Annotated in this window: 16 protein-coding genes; 10 read left to right on the forward strand and 6 right to left on the reverse strand. The window is 61.8% G+C overall.

The genetic code is table 11. From position 1 onward, the window contains the following. Positions 1-183: 183 nt before the first annotated feature. The gene (locus CAF79_RS27980) at positions 184-489 is read right to left on the reverse strand and encodes a PsiF family protein (RefSeq protein ID WP_085701274.1); all 306 of its coding nucleotides are present in this window, start codon (positions 487-489) and stop codon (positions 184-186) included. Between the two features lie 63 nt (positions 490-552). After that, entirely contained in the window at positions 553-1,347 is a 795-nt protein-coding gene (locus CAF79_RS27985) for a helix-turn-helix transcriptional regulator (protein ID WP_085701275.1), read from the reverse strand. 98 nt (positions 1,348-1,445) lie between these two features. Between CAF79_RS27985 and CAF79_RS27990 the strand changes: the two genes are divergently transcribed. Further along, a complete protein-coding gene (locus tag CAF79_RS27990; protein WP_085701276.1) occupies positions 1,446-2,333 on the forward strand; it encodes a DMT family transporter in 888 nt (295 codons plus the stop codon). Between the two features lie 96 nt (positions 2,334-2,429). Here the strand turns inward: CAF79_RS27990 and CAF79_RS27995 are convergent, their stop codons facing one another. The 3 genes from CAF79_RS27995 to CAF79_RS28005 all read right to left on the reverse strand — a co-directional run bounded on the left by CAF79_RS27995 (position 2,430) and on the right by CAF79_RS28005 (position 4,356). Next, entirely contained in the window at positions 2,430-3,320 is an 891-nt protein-coding gene (locus tag CAF79_RS27995) for a triacylglycerol lipase (RefSeq protein ID WP_085701277.1), read from the reverse strand. 91 nt (positions 3,321-3,411) lie between these two features. Continuing rightward, positions 3,412-3,717, reverse strand: a complete 306-nt coding sequence (locus CAF79_RS28000) for a multidrug efflux SMR transporter (RefSeq protein ID WP_085701278.1) — start codon at positions 3,715-3,717, stop codon at positions 3,412-3,414. Next, a complete protein-coding gene (locus tag CAF79_RS28005) occupies positions 3,718-4,356 on the reverse strand; it encodes an FMN-dependent NADH-azoreductase (protein WP_085609212.1) in 639 nt (212 codons plus the stop codon). Positions 4,357-4,475: 119 nt separating this feature from the next. Between CAF79_RS28005 and CAF79_RS28010 the strand changes: the two genes are divergently transcribed. Together CAF79_RS28010 and CAF79_RS28015 are read left to right on the forward strand one after the other, a co-directional pair. Continuing rightward, entirely contained in the window at positions 4,476-5,378 is a 903-nt protein-coding gene (locus CAF79_RS28010; RefSeq protein ID WP_085701279.1) for a LysR substrate-binding domain-containing protein, read from the forward strand. 98 nt (positions 5,379-5,476) lie between these two features. Further along, positions 5,477-6,007, forward strand: a complete 531-nt coding sequence (locus tag CAF79_RS28015) for a bacterioferritin (RefSeq protein ID WP_064379129.1) — start codon at positions 5,477-5,479, stop codon at positions 6,005-6,007. A gap of 136 nt (positions 6,008-6,143) precedes the next feature. On the opposite strand, the gene CAF79_RS28020 is transcribed toward CAF79_RS28015, so the two are convergent. Continuing rightward, the gene (locus CAF79_RS28020; RefSeq protein ID WP_085701280.1) at positions 6,144-8,219 is read right to left on the reverse strand and encodes an AsmA family protein; all 2,076 of its coding nucleotides are present in this window, start codon (positions 8,217-8,219) and stop codon (positions 6,144-6,146) included. A 382-nt stretch (positions 8,220-8,601) separates the two neighbouring features. Between CAF79_RS28020 and CAF79_RS28025 the strand changes: the two genes are divergently transcribed. From CAF79_RS28025 to CAF79_RS28055, 7 genes are all read left to right on the forward strand, one after another. Next, positions 8,602-9,108: a hypothetical protein gene (locus tag CAF79_RS28025; RefSeq protein ID WP_085701281.1), complete on the forward strand. Its 507-nt coding sequence runs from the start codon at positions 8,602-8,604 to the stop codon at positions 9,106-9,108. Positions 9,109-9,283: 175 nt separating this feature from the next. After that, positions 9,284-9,916, forward strand: coding sequence for a TetR family transcriptional regulator (locus CAF79_RS28030; RefSeq protein WP_085701282.1), 633 nt, complete (start codon positions 9,284-9,286; stop codon positions 9,914-9,916). Between the two features lie 276 nt (positions 9,917-10,192). After that, positions 10,193-10,693: an urease accessory protein UreE gene (gene ureE, locus CAF79_RS28035; RefSeq protein WP_085701283.1), complete on the forward strand. Its 501-nt coding sequence runs from the start codon at positions 10,193-10,195 to the stop codon at positions 10,691-10,693. Next, positions 10,690-11,364, forward strand: a complete 675-nt coding sequence (locus CAF79_RS28040; RefSeq protein ID WP_085701284.1) for an urease accessory protein UreF — start codon at positions 10,690-10,692, stop codon at positions 11,362-11,364. The genes ureE and CAF79_RS28040 overlap by 4 nt, the downstream gene beginning before the upstream one ends. A gap of 22 nt (positions 11,365-11,386) precedes the next feature. Beyond that, the gene (gene ureG / locus CAF79_RS28045; RefSeq protein WP_007950645.1) at positions 11,387-12,001 is read left to right on the forward strand and encodes an urease accessory protein UreG; all 615 of its coding nucleotides are present in this window, start codon (positions 11,387-11,389) and stop codon (positions 11,999-12,001) included. A 27-nt stretch (positions 12,002-12,028) separates the two neighbouring features. Next, positions 12,029-12,601, forward strand: a complete 573-nt coding sequence (locus CAF79_RS28050; RefSeq protein ID WP_064379124.1) for a HupE/UreJ family protein — start codon at positions 12,029-12,031, stop codon at positions 12,599-12,601. Between the two features lie 195 nt (positions 12,602-12,796). After that, positions 12,797-13,930 carry an AGE family epimerase/isomerase gene (locus CAF79_RS28055; RefSeq protein ID WP_085701285.1) on the forward strand — a complete coding sequence of 378 codons (1,134 nt, stop codon included), beginning with the start codon at positions 12,797-12,799 and terminating at the stop codon, positions 13,928-13,930. Positions 13,931-13,932: the final 2 nt, after the last annotated feature.

A 13,932-nucleotide genomic window follows, 5' to 3' on the forward strand; every position in this document is an offset into this window, starting at 1 on the left:
GTAAACTTGCTCGGGTCGTATTCGCACTACTAAAGGGGCAGAGCGAATACCAGCCGAAAGCAAGTTGAGGGTTTCCCCTAAACCATAGAATCTCCCACAGTTGTACTGCGTTGCTCACGAATCCGGTGTGGGAGCGAGCTTGCTCGCGAAAGGGCCAGCACACTCACCACAAAGTTCCGGCGCTTATTTTTTCTTCAGGCAATCACTCATGAACGCCTTGCGCGCGTCGCCGGTCAGGGCCTTGGTCTTGGCGTCGGCATTGCAGGTCTTCATCTTTTCCTGCTGCGGGGTCAGGGTCTTGGCGTCATTGGCGGCCGGGGCGGCCTTGAGGCAATTGCTCATGAAGGCTTTGCGCTCGTCGCCCTTGAGGCTCTTGGCCGTGGCGTCGGCGTTGCAGGTGGTCATTTTGTTCTGTTGCGCCGTGGCGGCGAAACCCTGGGAGCACAGCAGCAGACCGATCATCAACAAAGGGACACGCAGCATCTTCATGGAGTTTTCTCCTTGTCGCCGCATCGATGGATACGGCCTCCGGCTGAGTGTAGTCAAAGCTTGTTACACCTTCCTGCTCTCCAGGTGACTGCGCCGGTATTGCTCCGGGGTACATCCGGCCTGCCGGGCGAACATGGCGATGAAGGCCGAGCCGCTGCTGTAACCGAGATCGAAGGCGATTTCCTGCACGCTGCGCGCCGACTCCAGCGCCTCGATTGCCGCCAGATAACGCAGCCGCTGGCGCCATTCGCCGAAACTCATTCCCAACTCCCGCACAAATTGCCGGGCCAGGGTGCGTTCGCTGACATGCACCTGCGCCGCCCAGTGCGCCAGCGGCTGGTTGTTGCCGGGCTCGGCCTGCAGGGTTTCGAGGATGGTCAGCAAGCCGGGGCTGCTGGCGTAAGGCAAATAGCATTGGTGAACCGGCGCCTGACGCAGCTGATCCACCAGTACCTGAGCCAGTCGCTGGTCGGCCTCGAACGCGGGAATCTTCACATCACGGGCGGCGAAGTCCTTGAGGATCGCCTTGAGGATGTCGCTGATTGCCAGGGTGCAGGCCTGCGCCGGCAAGTCGGAACACACCCCCGGCGCCAGACACACCGCCCGATAGTTGACCGGCTGATGGCTGTAGAAACTGTGCTCGACCTGCGGCGGCACCCACACTGCGTATTGTGGCGGCGACATGAAGCGGCTGCCGTCGACATCCATGTGCAGCACACCGTGGGCCGCGTACTCCAGCGTGCCCCACGGATGGCGGTGCGGCGCGGCGTATTCATGAGCGTTGAAGTCGGCGTAGCGGAAATACACCGCCGACGGCAGTTCGCTGAAATCCAGCAGGTCGATGTGCTTACTGTTCATGCTGTCCGGAATCAGGGGCGGGTTGTCCGGTTCGCAGTATAGGCCTGTATCCAGACAGAGGATAATCAGCGTTCATCAACGTACTGGTTTCTCTTCCCATGCAATACGCGTTTCCCCTGCTGGCGATTTTCATCTGGGCCGGCAACACCGTGATCAACAAGCTCGCAGTCGGTGCAATTTTCCCCGCCGAGATCGGCTTCTACCGCTGGTTGCTCGCCGGCCTGCTGTTCACGCCGTTCATGCTGAAAAAGGTGATCGCGCACTGGCCGCAGATCCGCCCGAATCTGGGCAGGATCTTCATCCTCGGCGTGCTCGGCATGGCGGTCTACCAGAGCCTGGCCTACTTCGCCGCGACCCTGACCAGCGCCACCAATATGGGCATCATCCTGTCACTGATGCCGTTGATGTCGCTGGCCATGGCGATCATCAGCCTCGGCCAGCGCCTGACCGCCGGCGCATTGGTCGGTGCGGTGCTGTCATTCGCCGGCGTGCTGGTGGTGGTGTCGTCCGGCAGCCTCGGCGCACTGCTGCAACATGGCGTTAACCTGGGTGACGCGATGATGCTGATCGCCACCCTCGCCTACGCGATCTACAGCACCCTGCTGAAAAAATGGCAGCTGCGCCTGCCGCCACTGGTGTTGCTGTATTTGCAGGTGCTGGTGGCGGTGGTGGTGCTGTTTCCGCTGTATGCCGTTTCACCGAAGACCGGCCTGACCCTGCAGAACATTCCACTGGTGCTCTACGCGTGCCTGCTGGCCTCTATGCTCGCGCCGCTGGCGTGGATGCAGGCCGTGCAGCGCCTGGGGCCGAGCCGGACCACGCTGTTCTTCAACCTGCTGCCGCTGATCACCGCACTGATTGCAGCGGTGGTGCTGAAGGAACAGCTGGCGATGTATCACCTGGTCGGTGGCTTGCTGACGCTGGGGGGTGTGGTTCTTTCCGAGCGCTGGACCACTGTCCTCGGCCGCAAACTCAGCGTCGCCTGATCCGGCCTCTTCGCGAGCAAGCTCGCTCCCACAGGGGAACGCATTCCAAATGTGGGAGCGAGCTTGCTCGCGAAGAACGATAACTCGGTTTAACGGTTAAACCCCGGCGGCTTTCAACCGCGCGGCATGCTCGACAAACAGCCGCACCGGGTCCGCGCCTTTGCCGACCAGACCCAGTGACTGGTTGACGATGTCGAAGTGATCCATCGGGTAGTCATCGCCGATGACCGTGCCCAGGTGCGAGCTGTAGCGTCCGACCATACCGTCGCACTGCCCCGGTTCGCGCACGAAGGTTTTGGCGAACAACCGGCAACTGCGGTTGGTGCCGTCAAACAGGTTGCCGCCGCGATCGGTCTTGCCCGGCTGCAACGTGCCGGACCACGAGTAATAACGCACACCGTTGACCTCTTCCGCCCCGTGCCCACCCCAGGTTTGCGGCAGGCCCTGTGGATAACGCTGGTTGAACAGCGCCACGCCTTCGGTGGTCAGGGAATGGTGCGAGGCGTGGATATCCACCGGCAGTTTCGGCCCGTGGTAGCCGGTTTCCAGCAGCGCCATCAGCCAGCCGACAAAACGCAACAGCGCCTCAAGGACTCGGCCCTTGGCGCTGTCCGCCGGGTAATGCTTCGCCAGATAGTCGGCCAGTTCCGAACCGTGATTGGGCCCGGCCACCGACGTGACTGAAGCCACCAGATCCGGACGTTTGGCCGCCGCATAACGCGCCGTCAGCGAGCCCTGGCTATGGCCGAACAGATTGACCTTGGCCGCGCCGGTCTCACGGAGAATTTCATCGATGCGCGTCAGCAACTGCTCGCCGCGCACTTCGGTGGAATTGAGCGGCGACACCTGCACCGCAATCACCGTCGCACCACCCCGGCGCAACGCCTTGATGATCCCGTACCAGTACGGGTACAGCACCAGACGGATAAAACCGAGCATTCCCGGCACCAGCACCAGGGGATAACGCGTGGCCGAATCTTGCGACATGGGCAAACATCCTTGTGGTCGGTAAGTGGATGCAGGGCGTGCAAAACGCCCGCCAAGCATCCTCCTCGATGATGACAACTCCACGACCAGCCTACTTCAGCCCCACTACCCCCGCCACAATCAGCCCCACCGACAGCAACTTCACCAGCGTCAGGCTCTCACCCAGCAGGGCAAAACCGAGAAACACCGTGCCGAGCGAACCGATGGCGGTCCAGACCGGATAAGCGATGCTCACCGGCAACTCGCGCATCGCCAGGGTCAGGAAGTACACCCCGCCCACCGCCGCAACCACAGTGATCAGCGACGGCCACAGCCGGGTGAAACCTTCGGCGTACTTCATGCCCATGGCGAAGGTGACCTCGAACCCCGCCGCGATCAGCAGAAACAGCCAGGCCACCTAGAACTCCCGGGCCAGGTCGAGCAAGCGCTGCTCGGCCTCGGCCACCGACACCGCGAAGGTGCGCTCGGCGGATTCCTCGCCCTCGGCGGCGACCACCGTGACGTCGTTGATGCCGATGAAACCCAGCGCCGTGCGCAACCATGGATCGGCGTGATTCAGCGCCTCCAGCTCCCCGCCCGGGCCGAATCCGAAACCACCGCGACTGGTAACGATCAGCGCCTTCTTGCCGTGCAACAGCGGCGTGTACTGGGCGATGCCGTTGTCCAGCGTATGGTCGAACGTCAGGCCCAGACGCACGATCTGATCGACCCAGGCCTTGAGGCCGCTGGGCACGTTGAAGTTGTACATCGGCGTGGAAATCAACAGCAGATCATGATCGAACAACTCGCCCACCAGTTGATCGCTGAGGGCCAGATCGGCCTGCATCGTCAGCGGCCGTGCTTCGGGCTCCGGATAAAACGCCGCCGCGACAAACGCTTCATTCACGGCCGGAATCAGCGCCCGCCCGACTTCACGGCGGGTGACCTGAGCCTGTGGATGACGGACTTGCCAGGCGCTGAGAAAACTTTCCGCCAGGCGCCGCGAATGGGAACGCTCACCGCGTGGGCTGGCATGGATCGCAAGAATCTTGCTCATCTGAATCTCCTCGGGGCTAGACTTGAGTGACTGTGTGGCGCCAGATTGCAGCGCTCATGTCATCGGCTCAAATGAGCAAAAATCAGTCGGGATGAATTTATTTCATCCATGGAGCGTTCATGTTCGCTGCCTTGCCCCTGACCGCCCTGCGCGCGTTCGAATCCGCCTCACGCCTGTTGAGCTTCAAGGCGGCCGCCGAAGAACTGGCGGTGACGCCGACGGCGATTTCCCATCAAATCCGCTCGCTGGAGGACTGGCTCGGCGTGGCGCTGTTCGAACGCCTGCCGCGCCAGGTGCGCCTGACCGAGGGTGGCGAGCGGCTGTTTCGCAGCCTGCACGGCGCGTTTCTGGAAGTGGCGCAAAGCGTCGACACGCTGCGTCCGCAACGCAGCGGCAGCAACCTGACGCTGTCGACCACCGCCGCGTTCGCTGCGCTGTGGCTGGTGCCGCGACTGGGGCGGTTTTATGCCAAGCACCCGAACATCAATGTGCGACTGGACACCCACTGCGAAGTCATCGACCTGCATCAGGACGCCAGCGTCGATCTGGTGCTGCGCTACAGCCTCGACGACTACCCGAACCTCTACGGGTTGTGCCTCTTCGATGAATCGTTCGGCGTGTACGGCTCGCCGGAACAGGTGGCACTGGCCGCCCGTCGCACCCCGGCGCTGATCAGCGTGCGCTGGCACAACTCGAAGCTCTATGCCCACGGCTGGGAAGCGTGGTGCACACAATCAGGCGAGAACTGGTTGAATCAGCACCCGGCCGTCCGCGAATACGACGAAGAGCATTACGCCCTGCAAGCGGCCATCGCCGGGCAAGGGCTGGTGCTGGCGAGCAACATTCTGGTGTCGGAGAGCGTCGCCAATGGTTTGCTGGTGCCGTACAAGGGTGAAGTGCAGGTCGACGGTGCCGGTTACAGCGCCCTCTGTGTACCGGGCCGTGAGCGGCATCCACCGGTGAAAGCGTTTTTTGCCTGGCTGCGCGAAGAAGCACAGCTGTCCGGGCATGTCCCGCGCTGAATCCGACAAAACTTTTTGCGGTGTTTATCACTCACAACCAGGTAACGATCACGTCAGCAGAACGTGACGCCAATTGGATTAGCCTCCAGGAGACTGAAATGAGTGACCTGCATTTGTCTGATGTTCAAACCCTGCGCGAGCGCGCACGCCAGCATGTGGAAAATGGCGCGGTGACCGAAAGCTACAGCGCCAACCGTGAAGAAGTGCTGCGCCTGCTCAACGAATCGCTGGCCACTGAACTGGTCTGCGTCCTGCGCTACAAGCGCCACTACTTCATGGCCAACGGCCTGAAAGCCAACGTCGCCGCCGACGAATTCCTTGAGCACGCCACTCAGGAAGCCGAACATGCCGACCGTCTCGCCGAGCGCATCGTGCAACTGGGCGGTGAGCCTGAGTTCAACCCTGACCTGCTGTCGAAGATGTCCCACGCGCAATACGTGGCCGGCAACACCTTGAAGGAAATGGTTTACGAAGACTTGGTGGCCGAGCGGATCGCCATCGACAGCTATCGCGAGATCATCCAGTACATCGGTGAAAAGGATCCGACCACGCGCCGGATCTTCGAAGACATCCTGGCTCAGGAAGAAGAGCATGCGGATGACATGGCGGATATTCTGAAAGACCTCTAATCCCCGCTAACCCCACCGACCGATCGTTCCCACGCTCTGCGTGGGAATGCCGCCATGGACGCTCTGCATCCGCTGTTGGGACGCGGAGCGTCCCGGGATGCATTCCAGAGCGTGGGAACGATCTGAGTTGCAGCAATTACTTGGTGGGTTTGACAGTTGCTGGCGCCTTGCCCGCCTTCATCTGCTCCAGCAACGGCGCGCACTGGTTAGGCTCGCCACCGCTCGGCGCCACCAGCGCCAGCAGCCCCGCCGCCGGCGCAGCGATCACACCCAGCGCCACCATCCCTGCTCCGCGCAACATCAGCGGCACGGCTTTGACCCCGGCATCCGGCTTGATGAACTTGCCGCGTACATAGAGCGGCGAACGCAGGGAAATCAGGCGCCAGCCCTTGGATTCCGGGGTCACGGTCAGATCCAGTTGCTCGGTCGCCATGTTCGCCGTGCCGTCGATGTAGATGATCGCGTTCTCGGTATCGAACACAAACAGCCGCGTGCTCGCCAGGCCGGTCTTGATATCGAAGTCCGCCGCCGCGCAGTTGATCTTCACTTCCTTGTCGCCAAAGATCTTGCCGACCACGTAGTTGCCGACGTTGAGACCTGCCAGTTCCATCAACTCGCGACTGATCGCGCCGTCGTTGATCAGCATCTTCAGGTGGCCGTTTGCGCCGCCCAGCAATTTGGCCACCGAGTTGCCGCGACCGGTGATATCGGCATCGCCGTTGAGCTCGCCGAAACTGGTCTTCATCGGTTCAAAGGTCGGGAACAGCTGCTTGAGCTTGAACTTGCGCGCGGTCAGTTTGGCCCGGCCCTCCAACGGCTCGGTGCGACCGTTGAGGCGAATCTGCGCGTCGAGATTGCCGCCGGCCACGCCGAACCGCAGCGGCTCCAGGCTCAGTTCGCCGTCGTTGAGTTTGAGGTGGGTATAAAGGTCGGTGAACGGCAGTTCTTCGCTGTGGACAATGCGCTTGCCGGTGAATTCGACGTCGGCGTCCATGTCGCGCCAGCGTTCGGTCTTGAACTCTTCCACCGGCAGCACCTTGTCCGCCGGCTGTTTGCTCTCGCCGCCACGGGCCTTCTGCTTGGCATTGGAGTCGGCCCCGATCAGCGGCGCGAGGTCGACAAACAGCAGTTGATTGGACAGCAGCGCACCACTCAGCTTGGGCCGTGGCTGACTGGCGACGTAGGCCAGATCACCATGGATGTCGCTGCTGCCGATCTTGCCGTTGAACTGTTCATAGCGAAATTGCGCACCGCCCGGCTCGTGCAGTTTGGCGATCAAATGACCGTCGGTGGCGTACGGCGGGGTGTCCGGCAGTGTTACGCCGGTCAGCGGATACAGGTTGCCGAGGCTGGCGCCTGCCAGTTTCAGGCGCAGATCGAGGGCGCCGAGATTGAGCGGATCGGTCAGGGTACCGGCGAGTTCGATGCTGGTATCGCCGATTTTCGCCTGGGCCTGCAACGGGAACGGTTTGCTCGCATCCTGCAGGGCCAGCAGGCCGCCGATCTTGCCCTGGCCGGCGAGTTTCTGGCCGTGGTACTGGCCGGTGACTTTCAGGCCGAAGGCGTAATCCTGCGGCGCGCCGCCCTTGTCCTGTGCAGTTTTCGCCGCTTTGTCGCCGACGATGTCGCTGAACGGAATCGGCTTGCCCAGCGGATCGATCAACAGATCGAGGTTGGTCTTGAGGGTCTGGTCATCCAAGGTGACATGGCCCTTGTCGAAACCGATGGCACCGATGTCGACCACCCAGTTCGAGGGTTCGGCATTAGGATCCTTGGGATCGAAGTTGAAGGTCCAGTTGGCGCGACCATCGGCAAGGCGCTGCAATTGCGCGTTCGGTTCGGTCAAGTCGATGCGCGGGATCGTCACCCGTTGTGCCAGCAAGGCCAGCGGCGAAATGCGCAATTCAACCCTTTTCAGGGTGACCATCTGCGGCTGCTTCGACCAGTCGGGATTGCCCAGAGTCAGGTCTTCGGCCACCACATGCGGCCACGGCACCCAGGCGCGCCAGCCGCCCTCGTCGAGTTCGCGCCGCCAGACCACCGACAGATTGCCGTTGATGGCAAACGGTCGATGCAGTTCTTCCGAAACTTTGGCGTTGAGCGGCGGTTTGATCCGGTTCCAGTCGAAGAACACGATGATCAGCACCAGCACCGCCAGAAGCAGCACGAGGGTGGTGAAGGTCCAGGCGAAGATTTTACGCGCGCGCGTCATTGCACAAAGCTCCTGAAGACGACTGCATCCATTGGCACGACGCAGCTGAAACGACGGGCCATGATGGCCCTCATGAAATCTGTGACTGACAAACAGCCCGCAGGTTTAATCCAAAGCCCCATCGAGGGCAAAAAACGGTCGCCATTCTGACCGATCGGTCGAATGGGCGTTACCGGCCCCGCACATTTGCGGGGCGCAAGTGGGTGGAAAATACCCACCGCAGTGCAAAACCGCCCGCCTGAAACGCCCGAGCTAGAGCCTCCCAAGCGAACAATCAATTCTGTTGATTATTACCATTGTGTTTATGAACTTTTATATCGACTTATCGAGAGTAGCATTGCCCTCGTACCCACTTTATCGCCCTCCCAAGGAGCAACCCATCATGAAACGCCAACTTCTGTTCAGTCTTACCCTCTCGATGCTGGCCAGCACCGCTTTCGCTCTGCCAGCTGCCGATCAAGCGACTCCGCAAGTCAAAACCAGCCACTCGGTGTTCAGCCAGACTGTTGCCGCTGATGGTTCGGACCGCACTCCACAAGGCCAGACCCTGGCTGAAAACGGTCGTAACCGCCTGGAAGAAAAAGGCCTGGTTCAAGATGGCTATGACAAAACCCCTCAAGGTCAATTCGTAGCTGAAGGCGGCCGTGATCGCCTGGAAGAGAAAGGTCTGGTACAAGACGGCTCGGATCGCACTCCACAAGGGCAAATCCTGGCATCTGACGGTAGCGACCGTACCCCACAAGGCCAGACTCTGGCTTCTGACGGTGGCGACCGTACCCCACAAGGTCAGACCCTCGCTGCCGATGGCTACGACAAAACCCCACAAGGTCAAACCTTGGCCGAAGGTGGTGGTGACCGCGTGATCGAACGCAACAGCGCTTTGAGCTAAGCCCATGGCGGCCTGGAAAAAAAGCCCAATCCCCGGATTGGGCTTTTGACTTTTCATCAGCCGGTATTAAAGAAGCCGAAATTTCCCTGTTCCCTCTCCCCCGCTGCCGTTCGACGCCGACAAAGCCGATTTGCTAGAGTGCGGCGCTTGTCTTGCCTAAGAACACACCCTTGCGATGCTGCCCCGCGCCGAACAGAAACAACAGACCCGCCACGCCCTGATGGACGCTGCCCGCCACTTGATGGAAAGCGGCCGAGGATTCGGCAGCCTGAGCCTGCGTGAAGTGACGAAAACCGCCGGCATCGTGCCCACCGGTTTCTACCGGCATTTCGCCGACATGGACGAACTCGGCCTGGTACTGGTCAGCGAAGTCGGCCAGACCTTCCGCGAAACCATCCGCCTGGTGCGCCACAACGAATTCGTCATGGGCGGGATCATCGATGCGTCGGTGCGGATCTTCCTCGACGTGGTCAGCGCCAACCGTTCGCAGTTCCTGTTTCTGGCCCGTGAGCAGTACGGCGGATCGTTGCCGGTGCGTCAGGCCATTGGCCGTTTGCGCGAGGACATCAGCTCCGACCTGGCGGCGGATCTGGCCTTGATGCCCAAGCTTCAGCACCTCAATCGCGAAGGCTTGAGCGTGATGGCGGACCTGATCGTCAAATCGGTGTTTGCCACCCTGCCGGACATCATCGACCCGCCGGCCGAAGCCCTGCCCGAGCATCTGACGCCACAGGCGAAGATCACCCAGCAGTTGCGCTTCATCTTTATCGGGTTGAAGCACTGGCAAGGCCTTGGTAGTACCGAATAATTCCTCTCCAGCCCCAATACCCTGTGGGAGCGAGCTTGCTCGCGATAGCGGTGTGTCAGTCAACTCTATATGACTGGGCGGAAGCCATCGCGAGCAAGCTCGCTCCCACACTGGCTCTTGTTTGGTGCATGTAAAAAACTTCATGCACCAAAACACCTCACAATTCTGCAACATCTTGAAACATCCGCTACGCTCCGACAGGGTTTTCCTACATATCGTCCGATTGGCAAGCCCCTTGCTCTAGCCTGAGCATTGTCCATTGCTGGAAGCTTTCCGATGCTGGTGATTCATCGCAGAATCGACCCCCAACCCGTCTGGGCCGCCGAGTTGCACCTGAGCTTCGAAGCCCGGAGCAAAAGCCGGCTGCGCTGTTTCAGTGCCGAAGGCGAAGACGTCGGTCTGTTTCTGGAGCGCGGCCAGCCACCACTGTACGACGGCGAATGCCTGCAAGCCGAAGATGGCCGGATCGTCCGGGTCTGCGCCCGCCCCGAACAATTGCTTCACGTCACCTGCGCCAACGCCTTCGAACTGACCCGCGCGGCCTATCACCTGGGCAATCGCCATGTTGCGCTGCAAGTCGGTGACGGCTGGTTGCGGCTGCTCGACGATTACGTGCTCAAAGCGATGCTCGAACAGCTTGGTGCCGCCGTGGAATCGATCGAAGCGCCGTTCCAGCCGGAACACGGCGCCTACGGTGGCGGCCATCATCATTCGCGGCACGGTGACGAGGACTTCAACTACGCGCCGAAACTCCATCAGTTCGGCGTCCGTTTGTGAACCCGGCCTGGGCGCTGCTGCGCCTGGCCAGTCCGCAATTGCCGATTGGCGGCTACAGCTATTCCCAGGGCCTGGAGATGGCGGTGGATAACGGTCGCGTCGACAGCCCGGACAGCGCCCGGCGCTGGATCAGCGATCAGTTACTGCTCAATCTCGCCCGGTTCGAAGCCCCCATGCTGCTCGCCCATTGCCAGGCTGCGGCAAACGAAAGCTGGGATGAATTGCACAGGCTCTGCGAAAGCCACCGCGCCAGCCGCGAAACCCGCGAACTGCATCTGGAGAGTCGGCAGATGGGCTACTCGTTGCAGCAGTTGCTCCACGGCTTGCCCGAGCTCGACGCACCGGCCCGCGATTTTCTTGAGCAATGCACCGAACCGCACCTGGCCCTGTGCTGGGCATTTGCGGCCCGCGCCTGGCAGATCAGCCCGCAAGACGCCCTCGCCGCGTGGCTGTGGAGCTGGCTGGAAAACCAGCTCGCGGTGCTGATGAAAACCCTGCCGCTGGGCCAGCAAGCCGCCCAGCGCCTGACCAGCGAACTGCTGCCGCTGCTGCAACAGGCGCAGCAGGACGCCACCCGAATCAATCCCGAACACCTCGGCAGCGCCGCGTTCGGTCTGTCCCTGGCGTGCATGGCCCATGAGCGCCAGTACAGCCGCCTGTTCCGTTCCTAGGGCCTTTTATCTGGAGAATCACATGAACACACAACCCCTGCGCGTCGGCATCGGTGGCCCGGTCGGTTCCGGCAAGACCGCATTGACCCTGGCCCTGTGCCTGGCCCTGCGCGAGCGCTACAACCTGGCGGTGGTCACCAACGACATCTACACCCGCGAAGACGCCGACTTCCTGGTGCGCAACGAAGCGCTGGCACCAGAGCGGATCATCGGCGTTGAAACCGGCGGCTGCCCGCACACCGCGATCCGCGAAGACGCCTCGATCAACCTCGAAGCGGTGGATCAACTGAACCGGCGTTTTCCGGGGCTGGACCTGATTCTGGTGGAGTCCGGTGGCGACAACCTTTCCGCGACTTTCAGCCCGGAACTGTCCGACCTGACCATCTACGTGATCGACGTGTCGGCCGGCGACAAGCTGCCGCGCAAGGGCGGGCCCGGCATTTGCAAATCCGACCTGCTGGTGATCAACAAGATCGACCTCGCGCCGCTGGTCGGCGCCTCGCTGGAGATGATGAACAGCGACACCCAACGCATGCGCAACGGCAAGCCGTTCGTGTTCAGCAACCAGAAAACCGGTCAGGGCCTGGAAGACATCATCGCCTTCATCGAACGCCAGGGCCTGCTGACTGCAGCCTGATTCACTGATCAACAAGGAAGCTTATCCATGACACTCAAACGCATTCTCGGCGCCGTCGCACTGCTGCTGACACCGGCCCTGGCCTTCGCCCACCCCGGTCACGGCGACTCTGGCCTGGTGGCCGGCATCAGCCACCCGATCGGCGGCCTCGACCATTTGCTGGCGATGGTGGCGGTCGGTCTGTGGGCGGCGCAGCAACAAGGCGCCGCGCGCTGGGCGCTGCCGTGCACCTTCGTCGGTACCATGCTGATCGGCGGCCTGCTCGGATTTGAAGGGCTGGAGTTGCCGGCGCTGGAAAGCGGGATTGCCGCGTCGGTGCTGGCGTTGGGCCTGGCGGTGGCACTGGCGGTGCGTCCGCCGCTGGTGATGGCGGTAGCGGCGACGGCGCTGTTTGCGCTGTTCCATGGCGTGGCCCATGGCCTGGAGCTGCCGGACATGTCGAGCCCATGGGCCTATGCCGCAGGTTTCGTGGTCGCAACGGCTGCCCTGCATGCGGCGGGTTATGCGGTGGTTCGGTTTCTGCCTCAGGCTGCCGCGCCGCTGGTTCGACTGGCCGGAGCGGCTTCGGCGGTGACCGGCGCGTGGTTGCTGGCCGGCTGATTTCTATCGCCTGATCAGGCCTCTTCGCGAGCAAGCTCGCTCCCACAAGGTTTGTAAACGCTGCAAAACCAATGTGGGAGCGAGCTTGGTCCGGGCGGCGATCCGACGAAGGCGGACTGACAGACACCGCGTCTCATCACGCCGTTGCTCTGCTACCATGTCGCGCAATCGCCCCTGCCGTGACGACGTCCGCCCATGCCCCACGCTTCCCGCTCCACCTCCCTGCCTGAATTGACCGCCCTGTTCGGTGAAGTGCAACAGCACTTTCTGGACGTGATCGTGCCCCTCTGGCAAGGACCGGGCTGGAACGCCGACATGGCGTTGCCTTACGAGGCGCTGGACGCCGCGCATCAGCCGCTGCCAACGCAGCGCTATCGAGCGATGGCCTGCGCACGGCAGCTGTATCTGTTTTCCAGCCTGATCGGGGTTGTGGATAACGCCGAAGTCCGCGCGGCTGCGCTGTTCCGTTCCCTGCAGCGGCATTTCCACGATGCCGAACACGGCGGCTGGTTCTACAGCGTCGATCCGCAGGGCAAACCGCTGGATCAGCGCAAGGATCTCTACACCCACGCCTTCATCCTGTTCGCATGCGCCCACTATTGGGACAAGTCTCGCGAGCCGTTGGTGGAATCCACGCTCAACGCCGCGCTGGAAGTCATCGGCCGGCGTTTCGCCACTGGTGATGGCCTTTACGAAGCCTGCCTCGACCGCGACTGGATCACACTGGAAACCGGCCCGCTGCAAAACCCGCTGATGCACCTGGCCGAGGCGTTCCTGGCCACGCTTGCCGTGCGCGAAGATGCACAGGTCAAGCAGGCGCTGAGCGAGTTATGCACAGCCATGCACAAGCACTTCGTTGATCCGCAAGCCGGTGTGCTGATGGAAAAACCGCTGGGAGCTGTGGATAACTGGTATGAGCCGGGCCATCAGTTCGAGTGGTATTTCCTGCTGGAGTCCTCGCCGCTGCTTCGCGGCTCGAAACTGCATGCCGCGCTGGACCGGGCCTTTGCCTTCACCGAGCAGTACGGCGTGGTGCAATCGTCCGGCGCGGTGCGGGCCATGCTTGATCTGAATATGGACGGGCGGCCAAAAGATTCGACCCAACGTATCTGGGCCCAGGCCGAATACCTGCGCGCCCTGACATTACGCCCGGACAGTGAAAGCGCGGTGCTGCGCCAATTGCAGGCGTTGCAGCAGCGCTTCCTGCATGCCGGTGGCTGGCATGAATGCCGCGACGAGCAGGGCGAGGTCAGCCGCAAGGACATGCCGTCGACCACGCCGTATCACTTGGCGACCTGCTATGCCGGTCTGGCGGAATATCTCCGCTGACG

The sequence above is a fragment of the Pseudomonas sp. B26(2017) genome, assembly GCF_002113045.1.
In the GTDB taxonomy this organism is placed as follows: Bacteria; Pseudomonadota; Gammaproteobacteria; order Pseudomonadales; family Pseudomonadaceae; genus Aquipseudomonas.

Coding starts and splice junctions, on each gene's coding strand:
- CAF79_RS27980 (WP_085701274.1), bottom strand. CDS start 489: ATGAAGATGCTGCGTGTCCCTTTGTTGATGATCGGTCTGCTGCTGTGC.
- CAF79_RS27985 (WP_085701275.1), bottom strand. CDS start 1,347: ATGAACAGTAAGCACATCGACCTGCTGGATTTCAGCGAACTGCCGTCG.
- CAF79_RS27990 (WP_085701276.1), top strand. CDS start 1,446: ATGCAATACGCGTTTCCCCTGCTGGCGATTTTCATCTGGGCCGGCAAC.
- CAF79_RS27995 (WP_085701277.1), bottom strand. CDS start 3,320: ATGTCGCAAGATTCGGCCACGCGTTATCCCCTGGTGCTGGTGCCGGGA.
- CAF79_RS28005 (WP_085609212.1), bottom strand. CDS start 4,356: ATGAGCAAGATTCTTGCGATCCATGCCAGCCCACGCGGTGAGCGTTCC.
- CAF79_RS28010 (WP_085701279.1), top strand. CDS start 4,476: ATGTTCGCTGCCTTGCCCCTGACCGCCCTGCGCGCGTTCGAATCCGCC.
- CAF79_RS28015 (WP_064379129.1), top strand. CDS start 5,477: ATGAGTGACCTGCATTTGTCTGATGTTCAAACCCTGCGCGAGCGCGCA.
- CAF79_RS28020 (WP_085701280.1), bottom strand. CDS start 8,219: ATGACGCGCGCGCGTAAAATCTTCGCCTGGACCTTCACCACCCTCGTG.
- CAF79_RS28025 (WP_085701281.1), top strand. CDS start 8,602: ATGAAACGCCAACTTCTGTTCAGTCTTACCCTCTCGATGCTGGCCAGC.
- CAF79_RS28030 (WP_085701282.1), top strand. CDS start 9,284: ATGCTGCCCCGCGCCGAACAGAAACAACAGACCCGCCACGCCCTGATG.
- ureE (WP_085701283.1), top strand. CDS start 10,193: ATGCTGGTGATTCATCGCAGAATCGACCCCCAACCCGTCTGGGCCGCC.
- ureG (WP_007950645.1), top strand. CDS start 11,387: ATGAACACACAACCCCTGCGCGTCGGCATCGGTGGCCCGGTCGGTTCC.
- CAF79_RS28050 (WP_064379124.1), top strand. CDS start 12,029: ATGACACTCAAACGCATTCTCGGCGCCGTCGCACTGCTGCTGACACCG.
- CAF79_RS28055 (WP_085701285.1), top strand. CDS start 12,797: ATGCCCCACGCTTCCCGCTCCACCTCCCTGCCTGAATTGACCGCCCTG.